Raw genomic sequence first — 17,681 nt, forward strand, 5'->3', positions numbered from 1 at the left:
ATCTGGTCATGCAGCGCGTGCTGGTCGATGGTGCGCGCAGCAATCCGCTGGGCGTGGCCGATGCGGCCAGCATGGGCAGCATCAGCGGGCAGGAACTGGCGACGCGCACTGTCTACCGTGCTGGCGAAATGCTGGAAGCCACACCGGGCCTGATCGTCAGCCAGCATAGCGGCGAAGGCAAGGCCAACCAGTTCTACCTGCGTGGCTTCAATCTGGACCACGGCACCGACCTGCGCACCACGGTCGATGACATGCCTGTCAACCAGCGCAGCCACTCGCACGGCCAGGGCTGGACCGATCTGAATTTCCTCATCCCCGAACTGGCGGCACGGCTAGACTACAAAAAAGGCCCGTACTCGGCACAGGAAGGCGATTTCGCTTCCGCCGGCGCCGTCTCGGTGGTGTATGCCAACCGCTTGCTGCAAGGCGTCGCCAGCGTTACCGGCGGCCAGAACGGCTATGCCCGCACGCTGCTGGCCAACTCGGTCGAACTCGAACGTGCAGGCCATCAGGGCAGCCTGCTGTATGCGCTGGAACTGCAGCACAACGACGGCCCCTACACCCGGCCGGACGACTACCAGAAGCTCAACGCCGTACTGCGCTACAGCGAAGGTTATGCCAACAATGGCTTCCACCTCGGCCTGATGGCCTACCATGCCGGCTGGAACGCTATCGACCAGATTCCCCAGCGCGCCGTACAGAGTGGCACGCTGGGCCGCTATGACGGCATAGACCAAAGCGATGGCGGCAGCGCGCACCGCTACAGCCTGTCCGGTGGCTGGCGCCGCACGCAGGACGACAGCGCCAGCAGCGTCAGCGCCTACCTGATCGCCAACCAGCTTGCGCTGTTTTCCAACTTCACGTATTTTCTCGACGATCCGCTGCATGGCGACCAGTTCGCCCAGCCGGATAAGCGCGTGACCAGCGGCCTGCAAGCCAGCCATAGCTGGCACCAGCATGGTCAGGATGGCAGCGGCAGCACCACCACACTGGGCGTTCAGCTGCAGAACGACACTATCTACAACGCCCTGCTGCGTACACAGGCGCGCCAGACGCTTGCGGTAACGCGGCAGGATCACATCGTCGAGGGGAGCGCCGCCCTGTATCTGGAACAGCTGACACGCTGGAGCGAGAGCCTGCGCACTACGGCCGGTGCGCGCATGGACTTCTACCGCTACGATGTGCGCAGCGATCTGGCGATCAATAGCGGCAAGGCCAGCGACCACCTGCTCAGCCCCAGCTTCAATCTGGTCTACAGCCCGTGGCAGCACAGCGAGTTTTACGCCAACATCGGCACCGGTTTCCACAGCAATGATGCGCGGGGCACTACCATCCGCGTCGATCCGGCCAGCGGCGCGCAAGCCGACCGCGTCACCCCGCTGGCGCGCTCGCGCGGCATGGAGTTAGGCGCACGCAGCAACTGGCTGCCCGGCCTGCAAAGCGTGGTGTCGCTATACCGGCTCGATTTCGATTCGGAGCTGACCTTTATCGGCGACGCCGGCAATACCGAGGCTGGCAATCCCAGCCGGCGCTACGGCATCGAATTCTCCAACTACTACAAGCCGCTCAGGTGGCTGTCGATTGATCTCGATCTGGCCTACGCCCAAGCACGCTGGCGCGATACCCCGCCACAGGCTAACCATATTGCCGGTGCCATCGAAGGGACCGGGCAGCTCGCCATCAATGCCGATAACGGCGGACCATATTCGGCGGGGCTCAAGCTGCGCTACTTCGGCCCGCGTCCGCTCAATGACGAAAATACTGTGCGCTCGGCCAGCAGCCTGACGCTCAACGCGCGGCTAGGCTGGAAGCTGGGCAAACAGCTGCAACTGGAACTGGAAGCTTTTAATCTCGCCAACCGGCGTGCGTCCGCCATCGACTACTACTATGCTTCTCGTTTGCTAGGCGAAGCGCAGGCAGTCAGCGATGTGCATTTTCACCCTATCGAATCGCGCTCGCTGCGCGCCACCCTGACGCGGCGCTTCTAATCCTTTGCAGCTACCGCTGCGGCGCGCGGCTATTGCGGCGCTACTCAGCTAGCGACGTAGCAGCTGCCAGCGCGCCGCTCCACCGCGCTGCGGTCCAGCACCACCACCGTGCCGCGCCGGTATTCGATCAGGCCATCATCCTGCAGTTTGCCAGCGCAACCGGTAATGCTCTCGCGCCGCACGCCGAGCAGGCTGGCGATCATTTCCTGCGTTACTTTGAGTTCGCTGGAGATCGAGCGATCAAGCCGGTCCAGCAGCCAGCGGCACAGGCGCTGCTCGATGCTGCCATGGCGCACCCCGGCTACCGTTTGCGCCAGCTGGGCAAACAGCGCGCTGGCATGGCGCATCAGCTGCTGGGCCAGAGCGCCGCCATCGAAAAACGCCGTGCGCAGCACCGCGCCACGGATACGGTAGCCATAGCCTGCGCTCTGTACCACCGCCGTACAGCTGGCACACTCGCCCTCGTACATGGAAGCGCCGACCACGCCCTCGCGCCCTACCACGGCAATCTCGCTGGCGCCGCCATCTTCCGTCACATACTGCAACGAGACAATGGCATTGGTGGGGAAGTAGGCGCTATCGAGCTCCTGCCCCACATCGAACAAATGCTTGCCTGCGGCCAGCGGCATCAGCTCCAGATGCGAGAACAACGCCATCAGTTCTTCGCGCGAGAGAGCACGCAGCAATTCGTTTTGCTGGGCGCCTAGCAGGCTGATGGTGGCAGGGGCAGAACTGGTGTGAGCGATCATGGCGGGCCTCTTTGTGCGTTGCCGGTCTATGCGACCTGATGAACACAACTATAGCCACCTGCCCTGCCTCAGCTTATAGGCGCACAACACGATGCTATGTAGGTAAGGAACATAAGCCCCTGTCGTCCCAGTCCTACAGCTCAGTCCAGCGCTAGACTTTGTATTTGAAGCGCGTGGCCGTTTCCAGCAGGCGGTCGTCGCGCCCGCGCAAGCGACCGGGATTGCGCCGGTGCTCAGGCGCCGTCAGTACCCGTTCGATCACAGTGGCTGGCACGCCACGCGTGCGCAGATAGGCGGCAGCGCTTTCAACGCCCTGCCGGTCAGCAACTTCAATACCTGTCTCGACAATTTCGGCACCGGCATCATCAGGCCGGAACGTATGGATGGTGGACATAGCGAACTCCCTAGGGTGTACACATCTCCTGATTGTAGGCGGCCTTGCGCGAGCCGCAAGGTCAGATTTGTAGCCGTGTCAGACCACTCTAGCGCACAGGCAACTGCTGCTTCAGGAAGGCAAGTATTGCATCCGTGGTCGGCTGCAACCACGGATCAAACATCCAGAACGAATGCGGCGTTTCAGGCAACGCCAGCCCGGAACTGGCAACGCCTAGCTGCTGCATGCGCGCCATCATCGCCTCCTTGCCGACGGAGAAGCGCGGCTTGCTGCTGGCAATAAACAGCATAGGCGGCATACCGGCCCGCACATATTGCAGCGGCGAAGCTTCACGCCAGCGCGCCTCCTGTTCGGCGTAGCGGCCGCCTAACCACGCACCGGCGGCGGAGGGCTGCTTGGCCGGATCATCCTCGTAGCGCAGGGCAGCTGGCGCAGTAAAATCGGACAGGCCGTCGATATTGATAATGGCTTGCACAGCGCTAGACACATCGCTTGCAGCGGCGCCCGGATCGAACGCGGGCAAGTGTCCCGTCACGCCGGCCAGACTGGCAATCTGCCCGCCCGCCGAACCACCGGCCAGTGCGAACCGGCTGCCGTCGAGCCGGTAGTCGTCGCCATGCACGCGCAGCCAGCGTATCGCGGCGCGCACATCGTAGATGGCAGCGGGATAGCCTGCCTCGCCGGAAAGCCGGTAGCTGATCGTGGCTGCAGCCCAGCCCTGCTGCGCCAGCCGCACTGCCAGCGGGGCAAATTCGTCGCGGTAGCCGGAGCGCCAGCCGCCGCCATGCACCAGCACCACCACGGGATGCGGCCCTGCAGCATGAGGCAGGTAGAGATCGAGTTGCAGGCAACGGTTGCCGTACTGCACGTATGTGAGGTTCTCTACCTTGGCGACATTGTCCGGCAGTGCCGCGCTGGCGATGCGGATAAACGGGTATTCCTTCTGCAGCTTGGCGTAAGTATGCGCAGCGTCATAGGTATTGGCCGGATCGGCCGCCGGTGCGACGCAGGGGGTGGCCGACGCAACACCGGCCAGAGCGCCCGACAACACAAAAAGGTAAGGCCAAATCACCGTACGCCAGCCCGTCAGACCCATGGAAAACCCCGTAAAAATCAGGGCTGCCAGTATGCCATATGCCTCAGACGAAGACCGGGAATTTTGATCCAGATCAATCAAAAACCGGCTTGAAATCCCTAGGATGGCTATATAGCACAACACAGGAGGCCTCAATGTCGTACAAGACCATACTCGTTCATGTCGATCAGTCGCGCCATGCAGCAAAACGGATAGCCCTTGCGGCCGAAGTGGCCCGCGCTTTCGACGCCCATCTGGTAGGCGCTGCGTCGAGCGGTTTCACGCGCGAGTTCTATCGCAACAGCAGCGTCATGTACGCAGGCCCGATACCCCTGCCGGAACTCGATGTGCTGACCAAGGCTGCCCAGCAGGCGCTGCAGGGCTACGAAGAACAGGTCCAGGCCGCCGGTGTCACCTCCTACGAGCGCCGCATCAGCGACGATGAAACGGAAGTCACGCTGTTGCAGCAGGCCCGCTACGCCGATCTGGTGGTGCTAAGCCAGAGCGATCCGTCCGACGATGCCAGCAAGCTGCTACGCGGCCTGCCGGAGAGCATCACCCTGAACAGCGGCCGCCCTGTGCTGCTGGTGCCGTATGCCGGTGAATTCAGCAATATCGGCCAGCGCGCACTGGTGGCATGGGATGGCAGCCGCGCCGCCACCCGCGCCATTACCGATGCGCTGCCGCTGCTGCGCCGTAGCAGCGCCGTCACACTGGTGGTCTACAACGCCGACCAGCAAGCCGGCGTACATGGCGAACAGCCGGGCGCCGATATGGCCCTGTATCTGGCCCGCCATGGCGTGAAGATCGAAGTCATGGCGCAGAAAACCCCGGCCGGTCTGGATGTCGGCAACGCTCTGCTGTCGCTGGCGGCCGATCTGGGCAGCGACCTGATCGTGATGGGCGGCTATGGCCATATGCGCTGGCGCGAAATGATCATGGGTGGCGTTACCCGCACCCTGCTGCAGACCATGACTGTTCCTATCCTGATGTCGCACTGAGGCCCCGCATGAGTTATCGCACCATCCTGCTGCATGCCGACATGGCGCACCACGCGGCGGCACGTTATACGCTGGGCTGCCGGATTGCGGCCCTGCTCGACGCCCACCTGATCGGTGCGGCGGCTACCGGCATCTCGCGCTTTGCGCCGGTGGCTGTGGCAGCCGGCATCTGGCCACTGACGGCAGAGCACATGACGCAGATGAGCGATAACGCCAGCAAGGCGCTGGAAGCCTGCGCCGCCAGCGCTGCCGCGCATGGCGTGACTTCCTACGAAAACCGCCTGCTCAGCGACGATGCCGCCAGCGCCCTGCTGCTGCAATCGAGCTGCGCCGATCTGCTGGTACTGAGTCAGGACGATGGCAACGAAACGCTGGCCGACCGTGCCAGCGCACTGGTGCCATCGCTGCTGCTGCATGGTGCGCGGCCCATCCTCGTGGTGCCGAAAGCGAGCCGCGTGCCGGTCGATGTCCAGCCCTGCCAGCGGCCTCTGCTCGCATGGGATGGCAGCAACCATAGCGCCCGCGCCCTGCTCGATGCCCTGCCGCTGCTGAAACTGGCGCGCAGCATCACGCTGCTGGTGCTGAATGCAGAACAGCATACTGGCCAGCACGGCCAGCAGGCAGGTGCCGACATGGCCCTGTTCCTGGCCCGCCACGGCGTGCAGGTAGAGCTGATCAGCGACAGCACCGATCTGCCGGTGGCCGAAGCCATACTGGGACAGGCCCGCGCGCTCGGCAATGACCTGCTGGTGATGGGCGGTTACGGCCACACCCGCTGGAGCGAGGCCGTGCTGGGCGGCGTGACCAGCACCATCCTTGACACCATGGATATTCCGCTGCTGGTGGCCCACTAGCAGCAGATAGCCACCAATAGCGGCCGCCCCAGCGGACGGCCGTCCGGCTCCCCCTCTAGAACTTCAGGTGCAGATTGGCGCGGATGGCACGCGGCGAACCGGGCGTGATGTTGTTATCGCCATTGGCTGCCGCATAGTATTTGCGGTCCGCCAGATTCTCGATATTCAGCTGCGCCGTGCAGCCGGGATGGATGGTGTAGAACAGCGCCGCATCGATGCGGGTAAAGCCGGGCAGCACCACCGCATTGCTGGTTGAGGCATACATATCGGTGCGGCGGATCAGCCCCAGGCCCACGCCCAGCCGGTCACTCAGATCATAGCGGTTCCACAGCGATAGCGTCTGGCGCGGTACCGCATTGACGGTAGCGCCATTGAGCGCCGTGGCGGACACACTGGCCAGCAGCCTGGCATCCTGATAGGCGTAAGCGCCCTGCACCTGCCACGCGGGCGCGAGCTTGCCGCTGACCGCCAGTTCCAGCCCCTTGGTACGCTGTCCATCCACCAGCTGGTCGGCGATGCCGGTGGCCGGATTCGTCACCGCCACATTGCTGCGCTCGAGCCGGTACAGGGCCAGCGTGGCCAGCAGATCGGGACTGTATTGCAGCTTGGCGCCCGCTTCGTAGTTGGTGAACTGCTCCGGCTTCAGGCTCTGGTTCACCACCGTCAGGCTACTCAGCTGGTCGCCGCCGCGGGGCACGCTGGCCACGCTGTAATTGGCGTAGAGCGCAAGCATATCGACCGGCTTGTACACCAGCCCCGCACGGGGCGACAGCAGATGATCACGGCTGGACAGTTGCGCCACCGCCGGCAGCAGGGCGCCCACGCCCGCCGCTACATTGTTGTGGTAATCCAGCCGGAAGTCGTCATAGCGCAGACCCGCCACCAGCTGCCATTGCGGGCCGAAGCTGATCTGGTCCTGCAGGTAGAGCGCTGCCACCGTGGCTTTGCTGCGGCCATCACGATCCGAATTGCTACCGCCGAGCACATAACTCACCGGCAGCGCCGCGTCCGCCTGCGCCAGCGGCACGCTGATGCTGGTCGCCTGACCGGCGAACAGGCCAGTCTGGCGCAGGTAGTCCGTATTCTGCTGGCCCAGTTCCATCCCTGCCAGCAGCTGATGGCTGATATCACCTTGCTGCACCAGCATGGTCAGATCCGTCTGGTTGAACAGGTTCTTGCGCCACTGGTGGTTGTTATAGGCGCTCAGCGTCACCCGGCTGGTGGCCGCATTGACGGCGCCGGGCGAAATGTTCTGGTACAGCTTGTCGTAACTGGTGTAGCGCGTCTTGTTCGACAGTTGCAGGCCGTTGGCAAAGCGGTGTTCGATCTGGCTGCTGACGGCGTCGGCCAGCACGCGCGCGGGCCGCGTCTCGGCGGCAGGATTGCCGAAGAAGGCATCGACCGGCAGATCGAGCGGACGGCCATTGAGCGAAGGCACGCCACGGTCCGCAGTGCGGTAGTCCTCGAAATGTTCATAGCCCAGCACCACACTGGTGGCCTTATCCGGACGTATGGCCAAGGTGGGATTGATCCCTTTGCGCTCAAGGCCGAAGTTGCGCTGGTAGCCGCCCGAATCTTCCGCCAGCGCAGCCACGCGCACGGCCAGTGCCTCATTGACAGCCTGCCCCAGATCAGCCGTCAGGCGGCGCTTGCGGTAATTCCCCGCGGTCAGATCGAGCGCGCGGATGGTGCTGAAACTGGCCTGCTTGCTGACGCGGTTGATCACGCCACCAGAACCGCCACGGCCAAACATCATGGCATTGGGACCGGTCAGCGCATCGACCTGCTCGACGTTGTACAGATCGCGGTAGTACTCGGCGTCGTCGCGCACACCGTCCATGTAGAAGTCGCCCGATGCACTGGTGCTGCCGCGGAAAGCGGGCGCATCGCGGTTGCCCTCGCCGCTGGCCATGCCTATGCCGGGCACATAGCGCACCACGTCGGCCATGCTCTGCATGGACTGGTCGCGCATCAGCGCTTCGCCGATCACCGTCACCGCCTGCGGCAGATCGGTCAGCGCCGTATCCGTTTTGGTGGCGCTGCTAACGGCCCGCACCAGATAGCCGTCGCTTTCGGCGCTGGCATTGACATTGATAGTGGGCAGGCTGTGGGTGGCGCTTTCTCCGGCCTGCGCAGTGGCCGCAAAAGCCAGTGCCAGCAGGGCGGCAAGTGTAGCGGGACGAGGAAGAATTCGGTCATGCATGGATAACTCCGTAGCTCAAAAAGTAATGAGATTCATTATCATTTGAGGGTGAAGCCGTGCGCAAATGCAGACGGGATTTACATGATTTATCTTAAAAAAAACCGCGCTCCCCCTGCCAGTGAAGCGCGGTGCGGCAAACGAGTCGCCAAGCTGATGAAACTCTAGTGCGTTGCGGCGGCGATGCGCTGCTCCATGGCTGGCGTGAGGTAAACCTTGCGTCCGGTATCGACCAGCAGTACCTCTTTAAGTCCTAGCCTGTCGGCCATGGCCTGCCAGCCTGCAGCGCCGGTGATAAACAAGGGTTTGGAGTTACCGTCGGAGCGCAAGCCCGCTGCACCGCCGCCGCTGGCAATGATGGTCACTGATGCCACCAGATCGATGGGATAGCCGGTGCGCGGGTCGATGATGTGCGGCCGGCGTTTGCCATCTTTCATGAAGTAACGTTCGTAGTCGCCGCTGGTGCCTATTGCTTCGTTATCGTTGAGCGCCACGCTGGTCAGGGTGCCGCTGCTGCGCGGGTCGCGTATGCCCACCTGCCACGGGTGGTTGCCGGGCCGGCCTATGGCCAGCACATTACCGCCGATATTGATCAGCGCCGCTTTTACATGGCCTTCGCGCAGGATGGCAGCAGCGCGGTCGAGCGCATAGCCTTTGGCATAGCCGCCCAGATCGATCATCACGGCGCGGTTCACGCTGCTGATGGTATTGCCCTTATAGCGCAGATCCGTCAGGCTGGGGCGGGCATCGACCCAGCGGCGGATTTCGGCCGCATCAGGCTGCTGCGCTTCGATGGCGCTGCTCTGGAAGCCCCACAGCCGGATCAGGTGGCCGATGGTGGGGTTGAATAATTCGCCGGAACGCACGGACAACTGGGTGGCCGATTTGAGCAGGCCCACCATTTCGGCATCAGCCACGAACGGCTCGCCACGGGCAATGGCGTCGTTCAGGCCCGTGAGCATGCTGGGTTCCCACGCATGGAATTTGTGGTGCAGACGGTCGAATTCGGCCAGCACCTGCCCGCTCAGCAGATCGGCGCGCTGCTGCGAGCCGCCATAAATGGTCACTGCCACCGTGGTACCGAACACATGGCCGGTCGTCTTGTACGTGTTCTCGCTATGGCTGCACGCAGCAAGCAGGCCTGCCAGCAAACCTATGACCGGCAGCATCAGCAGCCAGCGCCACTGCGGCAGCATCCCGTTCAGCCTCACCCTGTCCATTCGCACTCTCCCGAAACCTGTGGCCGCCAACAAGGGCGGCCGCTGACTGCTTATTTGCTCTTGCTGACCATGAAGTCGATGGCCGCCTTGATTTCTTCATCTTTCAGGCCGGGATTACCTCCGCGCGGCGGCATCATCTTGAAGCCTTTGGTGGCATTGCCATACACCGTGGCCATGCCCTGCGCGACGCGCGGTTTCCATGCTGCGGCATCGCCCACTTTGGGTGCGCCCATCACGCCGGTGCCATGACAGGCCATGCAGGTAGCCTGATAGACTTTTTCGCCATTGGCGGCGGGTGCTGCGCTGGCAGTGGCGGTGGCTAAGACCGCCGGCAGCAAAGTTGCCAGTAGAATGGTGTGTTTCATGTGTACTCTCTCTGATGTCGAAATTGGCCAGCGCCCGACTGCTGCGCTGGTACTGCTAAGGGCCGTTGCCGGCCCGGATTAGTTGACGGCTTATTGGGTCTAGTGGCCCATGCCGTTATCATGCATGCTGTCCGCAGAGCGGTTCAGCATCGCCGTGGTGATCTGTTCAAAGCGCAGCACCTTGCCGCCGGATTTCTGCACCAGCGCTTCCGCATCGGCCTGCGCAGCGAATGGCACGATGGTCGGCCCCATCGAGCCCTGCGCGCTACTGCCCACCACATAGAAAGCCTCGCGCGCAGCGATCCAGTTGCCCTGCGGGTTCTGCCAGTCGGCCTTGCCCATGTCCTGCACGTAGTAGCCGCTAACGGCGCGGCGCTGCTCCGGTGCCAGCATGGCGCCCAGCAGTTCCATCACGTCGCAGAAATAGTCGGTCTGGCTATCGGCATAGCGCACCTGCGCTTTGGCGCCGGGGAAGTCGCGCAGCAGCATGCCGTCCAGCGCGCATGCTGCCTGATCGCCGGGTTCCAGCGCCTGCAGCGGCGCAGTCGTGCGCGAGCAGGCGGCCAGTATCAGGGCGGCTAGCAGCATGGGCCAGCGGGCGCGGCGCGGGTTGAAAGCGGGATGAGTCATGAAAATCTCCTGTGAGCAAAATAAAATGGCAGCAGCATCCAGCCCAGCATCACCGCCACCAGCACGGCCGGATGGGTCCAGGCGGATGGCATGACGGTAGCGAGGCCATACATGCCCTGCGCCTGATCGGAACTGAACACATTCAGCAGCCGGAACACATCGGCCGGATTGAGCATCAGCAGTGCGGCAAACACGCCGCTGCTGATGCCGCCCTGACTGGCCACCAGAGCCCCCATCAGCAGCAGATCGAAGACCAGCACGAAGAAGAACCACAGCGCCAGCGCCGTGCCGCTGGCGCGCACGCGGTCGCGCGCCCACACGGAAATCAGCATGGCGATGCTGAGGAAAGCTAAGCCCATCAGCACGGCGCTGCCGACAAAACCGGCATAGCGCCAGCCCTCGGCCACGCTCAATTCGGAAAACAGCGGCAGCAGGCCCGCGCCAAAGCCGATGGCGGTGGCACTGGTCAGCGCGGCAGCGAGGCCCAGATATTTACCGAGCAGGACTTCCAGCCGCGAGATCGGCATGGTCAGCAGCAGTTCCAGCGCGCCCCGCTCGCGTTCGCCGACGATGGTGTCGTAGCCGAGGATGAGCGCAATCAGCGGCACCAGATAGATCACCAGACTGGCCAGGCTGGCGATGGTGGCTTCGATGCCGTGAAAGCCCACCTGCCCCTGCTGGGCCGCGCCGAAATAGGCGATGGCCAGGGCAAATACGGCGAACACCAGCGCCACGGCCAGCACCCAGCGGTTGCGCAGGCGGTCGCGCCATTCCTTGCTGGCGATCACCGCCACCTGACGCCATTCAATGGACATGTGCATATGCCGCTCCATAACCGAGAAATACCTGTTCCAGTGTCGATTCATGTACCGCCACATCGCTAGCCATGGGCAGCAAGGCAGACAGCACGGCCATCTTGTCGGCCGGTGCGCAGCGCACACTGAGACGGTCGCCCTGCGTGCTGACATTGAGCGTCTCGCGGCTGCCAGCCTGCACGGCGGCCAGCGCTGCCAGCGCCTGCGCTTGCTGCGGCGCTGCCACGGTGACCACCACAGTCAGCGGCAGCGCCATGCCCTGCCGCAGTTGCGCCAGCGTGCCCTGCGCCGCCACGCGGCCACCGTGCATGATCAGCAGGTGGTCCACCCGCTCCTGTATCTCGGCCAGTATGTGCGAGGTAATCACGATGGTGGCACCGCGTGCCCGCACGCTATCGAGAATGGCATAGAAATCAGCTATGCCCTGCGGGTCCAGTCCGTTGGTGGGTTCGTCGAGGAAGATCAGCTGCGGTTCGCCCAGCAGCGCTTGCGCCAGTCCTAGACGCTGGCGCATGCCCTTGGAATAGGTCTGTACATGGCGCCCTGCCGCTGCCGTCAGTCCCACCAGATCGAGCAGATCCGCGCAGGCGCGGCGCGGCACCTGCTTCAGATCAGCGAACAGCTGCAGCACTTCGGCGCCGCTCAGATTATCGTAAGTGACAAAGTTCTCCGGCAGGTAGCCGATCTGGCGGCGGGTCTGGCGGAATGCAGCGGCACCGGTATCCTGTCCCAGCACTTGCAGGCTGCCGCTAGCGGGCCTGAGCAAACCCAGCATCAGCTTGAACAGCGTGCTCTTGCCCGCGCCATTGTGGCCGATCAGGCCGAACATCTGGCCCCGGCCGATATCGAAGCTCACCTCCTGCAGCGCTGTGAAGTCGCCAAAGTGATGGCTGACGCCACGCAGGCAGATAGCGCTCATGGCCGTTTCAGCGTGGAGTGATTTCATTCCATTTTTTCCAGTTCTGGTTGTAAGGCTGCATGCGCGGATGGCGGTCGATCACGCTGGGCGCGCGCAACAGGGGGAACTGGCGCGCCACGAAACGCAGCGTGCGCAGCGAAGGACTGGCTGCCAGCAGTTTGAGCATGGGGTACTGCCAGTTCAGACGGTCTACCAGATCATTGGCTTCGTAAGGCACATCGCCCCTGCCGTCGCCATCCTGATCCCAGCCGCTGTAATTGCTCCAGTAGTTGGCGCGGTTGCGGCCCCACTCCACGTCCTTGGCGGCGACGAAGCGCACCTGTTCCTGATTGCCGATAAAGTCGTTACCGTCGATCTGGTTGTTGGACGAACCGGCCGACAGGTGTACGCCGGTGCGGTTGTTGAGCACAAGATTGCCGCGCACGATGTTGTACTCGGCGTCGTAGATGAAAAAGCCGCGGTCATTGCCCACCACGATATTATTTTCGATCAGTGAATCCTGTATGGTGCGCAGCATGATGCCGTGGTCGGTGTTACCCCATGCCAGATTGCGCCGCACCACCAGATTGCGCACTTCCATCAGCGCCAGACCGGCGCGGCTCAGATAGACTTCATTGTCTTCCCATGTACTATGGTTGGTGTTCATGTAGTGCGTACCGTAGCGCACGTGATGGATGCGGTTTTGCCGGAACAGCGCCTGACGCGACACATCGACATAGATGCCGTCGCGGGTGGAGCTGATCTGGTTGCCGATCACCTGCACGCCGGTAGTGTCGTACACCTGTATGCCATTGCCGCGCGCCGCCGACTGCAGATCGCGCCGCCCCGTAATGGTATTGCGCAGCAGGCGCGCATCATCGGAGCGCTCCAGCCACACGCCGAACAGATTGGCCACCAGCGTGCAGTCGGCCAGCTGGAAACGGTGCGAACCGGGCAGCACATAGATACCGGCATTCTGCGCCGTCAGGTCACTGCCGCTGTCACGCACGATCAGATCCTTCAGGCTGACATCAGGCGCATGCACGCGGATGGTGTCGTCCTTGCCCTGGCCGCTGATGACGGGATGGCCCACGCCTTGCAAGGTCAGCGGCTTGTCGATCAGCAGATTTTCCTTATAGGTGCCTGCTTCGATACGCACCGTGTCGCCAGCATGGGCGCGGCCTATGGCGGCGGCGACGGATTCACCCGCCCGCACCGGCAGCACGGCAGCGTGAGCCACCGCAGCCGCCAGTACCTGCACGCAGCCCAGCGCCAGCACACAGCGCAGCATCGAAGTGATTCTCATGCGCCGTCCCCGCCTTGCTGCGGCCTGGCCGGGCGCTGACTCTCATGCAGACTATTGCGCAAGCTGTCGAGCGAAACGAAATAGCCATCGGCACCGATACGGGTGAGCGCCTGACCGGCATTGCTGCGGCGCTTGCGCTCCTGCACCAGCGGCGGGCAGGCGTGGTCGTCGTAATACATCACCATGCAGTCGAGGCACAGCATGCACTCGGTCTGGTCGATGCGCCCGGCACTATCGATGGCATGCGAACCGCAACCGGCAGCGCAGGCGTGGCAGGTGCTGCACTCGGCCTTGCGTTTCAGCCCGAACAGGCGGAAGCGGCCCGGCAGCGCCAGCCCTGCTCCCAGCGGGCAGATATATTTGCAGTATGGCCGTTCGCTGAACAGCGACAGCAGCAGTATGCCGCCGATGAAGATCCAGAACGGCCAGCTGCGGTTCCACACGCCGACCAGGAAGGTGGTCTTGAACGGCTCGATTTCGGCCAGATGCTCGGCCGTTTCCATCGATACCAGCGACACCGCCAGCAGCGCAAAGAACACGCCGTATTTGACCCACTTGAGGCGGTCATGCCAGCGTTTGGGTAGCAGGCCCTGATAGCGCTTCAGGCCGATGACAGCCCCCAGCTTGAGCATCAGATGCTGCAGGGAGCCGAACGGACATAACCAGCCGCAGAAGAAACCACGGCCCCACACCAGCACGGTGATAATGATGAACCACCACGACAGGAAGATGAAGGGATCGGACAGGAACAGCTCCCAGCGCCACTGGTGCAGCAGCGAGTGCACCCATGTCATCACCTGCGTGATCGATGGCTGGGCCTTCAGATAGAAGCCGACGAAGCCCACGCTGATCAGCCAGATGGCCAGACGGGGACGGCTGATCCACGGCTTGTGGCGGCGCGTGGAAGCGCGCACCAGCCGGTCGCGCTGGGAATACAGCAGCGCCGTGGCAGCCAGCAGCAGCACAAACACCGTGATCTGCCACCACTGGCCCTGCCAGATCAGCTGCCATGCCGGCTTGGCCGTCACCACGACAGGATGACCACCTTCCAGATAGCGCTCCGGCAGCCAGTAGGCCTGATCGTAGCGGGCAAAGCTCTTGACGCCATTGGCATCGCGCTTGTTGGCCAGAATATTCAGCGTCCATGGCCATGCAGGATTGAAGCCGGCAGAACGGATAATGAAGATGGCCGACTCTTTAAACTGCGGCACATCGGCCGGCTCCACATGGTACAGATTCAGATAGTCGGTATCGCGGAAGGTGAAGCTTTGCGGGTCCTGCCGCACCTGCAAACGGTCATAGATACCACCGCGCACAAAGCCGGAACCTTTGAACGAAGTCTGGCCGCGCGCAATCAGGAAGATCGCATGTTCGTCCGGCTTCAGATCCTGCATCAGGCGCTGGTAGCCTTGCTCGCCCAGCACGCTCTTGCCGATGGTGGGCGTATTCAGATAGCCGAAATACACATCGATATAGTCGCCATCAGCAGGATCGACGCCCACTTCGGCAGCAGGTATCACCAGCCGCCCTATCGCCCCTTCGTCCTGCAGCTTGCGCCAGTTCAGGCGCTCATCGATAGCCGTAAAGCGGGCCGGTGGCCGTGCAGCGGTGGTGAAGATACCGACCTGACGGCCAATTTCGTAGGCACTGCGCGAGATCACCTGATTCTCGGCGATGGCCGTCACGGTGGCGCCGCTGATGGCATCGAGGCCCACGCTGCCATCGCCGCCCCGGCCGATTTCCAGCTTGGCGTCACCACGCTGGCCGATGTACTGGCCGATGAAATCGAGCAGAGCTTTTTCAGGTATCCCCGCCAGCAGTATAGGTTCGGAGTGCTTGAGCACGCGCACGCCGGTAATGATGCCCTTGGTATCCATACCGATCAGGGTAATCACCGGTTTGCCGGAATACGCGGGAATATCGACCACATCGGTCGAGAGGAATACATAGCCGATGACCTGCTCGGCGCTATTGGCGGCCGCACCGGCTGCACGGCCAAATGCCTGCACATACTGGGGCGAGCCCATACGCTGCGAGAAGCGTGTGGCCTGCGGCATCACGTCCTTGCAGGCAGCGTGCGCGCACAGATCGGGGCCGTGCATCAGCCCTTCCGGCAGCTCGGCGTCGTACACGGTAGCCTGTGCCAGCGGCAGCAGGCTGATGGCCAGAAGCAGAGTGCACACGGCGCCCAGCCATTTCAATAAAACTTGGAAATGTGAATTCATGTCGTAACGGGCATGCCGGTTTGTCTCCGGCATGCCCTGCTGGCTTAGGCTTCTACCAGGAAGCGGCTACGCATTTCCAGGTGCAGCGCGTGACAGAAGTGGGTGCAATACATCCAGAACGCCCCTGCATGGTCCGCCTTGAAGGTGACCGACTTGGTCTCCTGCGGGTTGACGATGAAGTTGATGTTATAGGTAGGCAGTGCACAACCGTGCGCCAGATCTTCCACCTTGTCGTGGTTGGTCAGGGTGATGGTAACTTCATCGCCTTTTTTGACCTTGATGACTGGCATGCTGTAGGCCGGTGCTACCGACATCAGACGTACATGCACCTTGTTGCCTTTGCGTTCGATACCGGCAGTCTCCGGCTTCACGGCATTCGGGAAGTCGTCGAGGTTGTAGATCTGGCGGGTTTTCACTACATCGCGGCGCACGATGATGCCGTCATGCGGTTCCGAATACGCCGTGTGGTCGGCGATCAGCTTCATGCTGGCGCCGCTGATGTCGATCAGCTGCTCCGTTTCCGGATGCAGCGGGCCGATCGGCAGGAAGCGGTCTTTGGAGAACTTGTTACCCGAGTTCAGATATTTGCCGTCGGCTTCCTTGGTTTCGCCCATGGACGAATAGTTGTGGCCCGGCTGGTAGTGCACATCGAGTTTTTCCAGTATCACTTTGGCGTTCTTGTCGCCTTTGAACTGGGCGATGGCGGCGTCCACATTCCATTTCACGCACTGGCTGTCGAGGAACAGCGAGGTGTAGGCATTGCCCTTGCCGTCGAAGGCGGTGTGCAATGGACCCAGACCGATTTCCGGTTCCGCTACCACGGTATCGCGCGGGGTTTTCACCTCGCCGGCGAACCATTTGGCCACCAGCGCCAGATCGATCACGGTGGCCGTTGGCGACAGCTTGCCCGAGCAGACGAAGTATTTTGCATCCGGGCTGGCGTTCACGCCGTGCGGGTTTTTACCCACCGGTACGTAGCAGGTGATGGCGGTTTTGGGATCGCTGTTGGCAGCGGCGCGGCCATCGACCACAGGCACTTTGGAGCCGCCGATGGTGCTGAACTTGCCTTCCTTGACCAGCTTCTCGATACGTTCGATGTTGAAGAACACGCAGGCGTCGCGCTCCGACGACATCATGCCGCTCAGGTCCGCCGCATTCTCGGTGTTGTACTGGTTCGATGCTGCCAGCTTGCCGTCATAGGAAGTGGCTACCAGATCCATATTGCCGTCCACGCGTACTTGCCACATCAGTTCCATGGTCTCGGCATTGACGCAGCTGAACAGCGCGCCCCACTTGGTCGGATCTTCCAGATCGCGGCCATCGTTAGGCAGCGGAATGTGGAACTCGCCGCCGCAGAACACGCGGGTGGTGTAGTTGATCTTGCTGTCGACCGGATCGCACTTGTCCGGGAACATGCCGTGGAAGCCCATCACGTTCGGCAGTTCCACAATCTTGTCGCATTCCATGGTGTCTATGCGCACGCGCGCCAGACGCGAATGAATCTTGTCGTTGACGAACAGCCAGCGGCCATCATAGGTGCCGTCCTTGTAGCTGCCGTGCACGTGGTGGGTATCGCCGGTGGTGTACTTGAGCGAGCCGTCGGCCTTGGTGCCCATGATAGCTTTGGATTCGTTGGTCACGCCCCAGCCGACCATGCAATCCGTATTGAATACGGGGATACGCTTGAGCGTACGGCCCGATGGCAGACCCAGCGCGCGCATTTCGCCGCTGTGGCCCGAGCTGATGAAAGCATAGTATTCATCGAGCTGGCCCGGCGCCACTTCGTGGCCGCCAGCCGCCTTGGCGGCACCGGCAGCAGCGCCTTTGGCTGCACTGCCATCGTCCTTGCAAGCCGTCAGGCCTGCGGCCACGCCGGCTACGCCCAGCGCTGCGCTCTTGCTGAGAAAGCCGCGACGTGCGGATGTCGTTGCGTCAGCCAAATCCTTATTCTTGCTGTCCAT

15 protein-coding genes are annotated in these 17,681 nt (G+C 62.6%); 3 read left to right on the forward strand and 12 right to left on the reverse strand.

All coding sequences use genetic code 11. The annotated features are described in order from the left end of the window. The first annotated feature begins 8 nt into the window (after positions 1–8). Positions 9–1,988, forward strand: a complete 1,980-nt coding sequence (locus tag GTP27_RS08540; RefSeq protein ID WP_229633568.1) for a TonB-dependent receptor — start codon at positions 9–11, stop codon at positions 1,986–1,988. A 44-nt stretch (positions 1,989–2,032) separates the two neighbouring features. Here GTP27_RS08540 and GTP27_RS08545 read toward each other — a convergent pair whose 3' ends face one another. From GTP27_RS08545 to GTP27_RS08555, 3 genes are all read right to left on the reverse strand, one after another. Continuing rightward, positions 2,033–2,737 (reverse strand): Crp/Fnr family transcriptional regulator, encoded by a 705-nt coding sequence (locus tag GTP27_RS08545; protein WP_161038740.1) that lies wholly within the window; start codon positions 2,735–2,737, stop codon positions 2,033–2,035. A gap of 151 nt (positions 2,738–2,888) precedes the next feature. Then, entirely contained in the window at positions 2,889–3,131 is a 243-nt protein-coding gene (locus GTP27_RS08550; RefSeq protein WP_161038741.1) for a hypothetical protein, read from the reverse strand. Positions 3,132–3,219: 88 nt separating this feature from the next. Next, positions 3,220–4,227 (reverse strand): alpha/beta hydrolase, encoded by a 1,008-nt coding sequence (locus GTP27_RS08555; protein ID WP_161038742.1) that lies wholly within the window; start codon positions 4,225–4,227, stop codon positions 3,220–3,222. A gap of 134 nt (positions 4,228–4,361) precedes the next feature. Here GTP27_RS08555 and GTP27_RS08560 point away from each other — a divergent pair, with 134 nt between their 5' ends. Continuing rightward, positions 4,362–5,207, forward strand: a complete 846-nt coding sequence (locus GTP27_RS08560; protein ID WP_161038743.1) for a universal stress protein — start codon at positions 4,362–4,364, stop codon at positions 5,205–5,207. A gap of 8 nt (positions 5,208–5,215) precedes the next feature. Further along, entirely contained in the window at positions 5,216–6,061 is an 846-nt protein-coding gene (locus tag GTP27_RS08565; RefSeq protein ID WP_161038744.1) for a universal stress protein, read from the forward strand. Positions 6,062–6,116: 55 nt separating this feature from the next. Here the strand turns inward: GTP27_RS08565 and GTP27_RS08570 are convergent, their stop codons facing one another. From GTP27_RS08570 to nosZ, 9 genes are all read right to left on the reverse strand, one after another. After that, a complete protein-coding gene (locus tag GTP27_RS08570; RefSeq protein ID WP_161038745.1) occupies positions 6,117–8,264 on the reverse strand; it encodes a TonB-dependent receptor in 2,148 nt (715 codons plus the stop codon). Between the two features lie 161 nt (positions 8,265–8,425). Then, positions 8,426–9,481: an FAD:protein FMN transferase gene (locus tag GTP27_RS08575; RefSeq protein ID WP_229633546.1), complete on the reverse strand. Its 1,056-nt coding sequence runs from the start codon at positions 9,479–9,481 to the stop codon at positions 8,426–8,428. Between the two features lie 50 nt (positions 9,482–9,531). After that, on the reverse strand, positions 9,532–9,846 hold the full coding sequence (locus tag GTP27_RS08580) for a c-type cytochrome (protein WP_161038746.1): 315 nt from the start codon (positions 9,844–9,846) through the stop codon (positions 9,532–9,534). Between the two features lie 99 nt (positions 9,847–9,945). Then, entirely contained in the window at positions 9,946–10,476 is a 531-nt protein-coding gene (locus GTP27_RS08585) for a nitrous oxide reductase accessory protein NosL (RefSeq protein WP_161038747.1), read from the reverse strand. Continuing rightward, positions 10,473–11,297 carry an ABC transporter permease gene (locus GTP27_RS08590; protein ID WP_202416623.1) on the reverse strand — a complete coding sequence of 275 codons (825 nt, stop codon included), beginning with the start codon at positions 11,295–11,297 and terminating at the stop codon, positions 10,473–10,475. Before GTP27_RS08590 ends, GTP27_RS08585 begins: the two co-directional genes overlap by 4 nt. Next, positions 11,281–12,237, reverse strand: a complete 957-nt coding sequence (locus tag GTP27_RS08595; RefSeq protein ID WP_161038748.1) for an ABC transporter ATP-binding protein — start codon at positions 12,235–12,237, stop codon at positions 11,281–11,283. Before GTP27_RS08595 ends, GTP27_RS08590 begins: the two co-directional genes overlap by 17 nt. Next, the gene (locus GTP27_RS08600) at positions 12,218–13,495 is read right to left on the reverse strand and encodes a nitrous oxide reductase family maturation protein NosD (RefSeq protein ID WP_371865901.1); all 1,278 of its coding nucleotides are present in this window, start codon (positions 13,493–13,495) and stop codon (positions 12,218–12,220) included. Before GTP27_RS08600 ends, GTP27_RS08595 begins: the two co-directional genes overlap by 20 nt. Next, a complete protein-coding gene (locus tag GTP27_RS08605; RefSeq protein ID WP_371865904.1) occupies positions 13,492–15,687 on the reverse strand; it encodes a 4Fe-4S binding protein in 2,196 nt (731 codons plus the stop codon). The genes GTP27_RS08600 and GTP27_RS08605 overlap by 4 nt, the downstream gene beginning before the upstream one ends. Before the next feature lie 77 nt (positions 15,688–15,764). Next, a complete protein-coding gene (gene nosZ / locus GTP27_RS08610) occupies positions 15,765–17,681 on the reverse strand; it encodes a TAT-dependent nitrous-oxide reductase (protein WP_161038750.1) in 1,917 nt (638 codons plus the stop codon).

The organism is Duganella qianjiadongensis, from assembly GCF_009857915.1.
Taxonomy (GTDB): domain Bacteria; phylum Pseudomonadota; class Gammaproteobacteria; order Burkholderiales; family Burkholderiaceae_D; genus Rugamonas; species Rugamonas qianjiadongensis.

What these genes read in the sequence shown, in the direction of transcription:
- GTP27_RS08545 (WP_161038740.1), bottom strand. Translation starts at nt 2,737, where the DNA reads ATGATCGCTCACACCAGTTCTGCCCCTGCCACCATCAGCCTGCTAGGC.
- GTP27_RS08565 (WP_161038744.1), top strand. Translation starts at nt 5,216, where the DNA reads ATGAGTTATCGCACCATCCTGCTGCATGCCGACATGGCGCACCACGCG.
- GTP27_RS08560 (WP_161038743.1), top strand. Translation starts at nt 4,362, where the DNA reads ATGTCGTACAAGACCATACTCGTTCATGTCGATCAGTCGCGCCATGCA.
- GTP27_RS08600 (WP_371865901.1), bottom strand. Translation starts at nt 13,495, where the DNA reads ATGAGAATCACTTCGATGCTGCGCTGTGTGCTGGCGCTGGGCTGCGTG.
- GTP27_RS08595 (WP_161038748.1), bottom strand. Translation starts at nt 12,237, where the DNA reads ATGAAATCACTCCACGCTGAAACGGCCATGAGCGCTATCTGCCTGCGT.
- GTP27_RS08570 (WP_161038745.1), bottom strand. Translation starts at nt 8,264, where the DNA reads ATGCATGACCGAATTCTTCCTCGTCCCGCTACACTTGCCGCCCTGCTG.
- GTP27_RS08585 (WP_161038747.1), bottom strand. Translation starts at nt 10,476, where the DNA reads ATGACTCATCCCGCTTTCAACCCGCGCCGCGCCCGCTGGCCCATGCTG.
- GTP27_RS08575 (WP_229633546.1), bottom strand. Translation starts at nt 9,481, where the DNA reads ATGGACAGGGTGAGGCTGAACGGGATGCTGCCGCAGTGGCGCTGGCTG.
- GTP27_RS08550 (WP_161038741.1), bottom strand. Translation starts at nt 3,131, where the DNA reads ATGTCCACCATCCATACGTTCCGGCCTGATGATGCCGGTGCCGAAATT.
- GTP27_RS08540 (WP_229633568.1), top strand. Translation starts at nt 9, where the DNA reads ATGCAGCGCGTGCTGGTCGATGGTGCGCGCAGCAATCCGCTGGGCGTG.
- GTP27_RS08555 (WP_161038742.1), bottom strand. Translation starts at nt 4,227, where the DNA reads ATGGGTCTGACGGGCTGGCGTACGGTGATTTGGCCTTACCTTTTTGTG.
- nosZ (WP_161038750.1), bottom strand. Translation starts at nt 17,681, where the DNA reads ATGGACAGCAAGAATAAGGATTTGGCTGACGCAACGACATCCGCACGT.
- GTP27_RS08580 (WP_161038746.1), bottom strand. Translation starts at nt 9,846, where the DNA reads ATGAAACACACCATTCTACTGGCAACTTTGCTGCCGGCGGTCTTAGCC.
- GTP27_RS08590 (WP_202416623.1), bottom strand. Translation starts at nt 11,297, where the DNA reads ATGCACATGTCCATTGAATGGCGTCAGGTGGCGGTGATCGCCAGCAAG.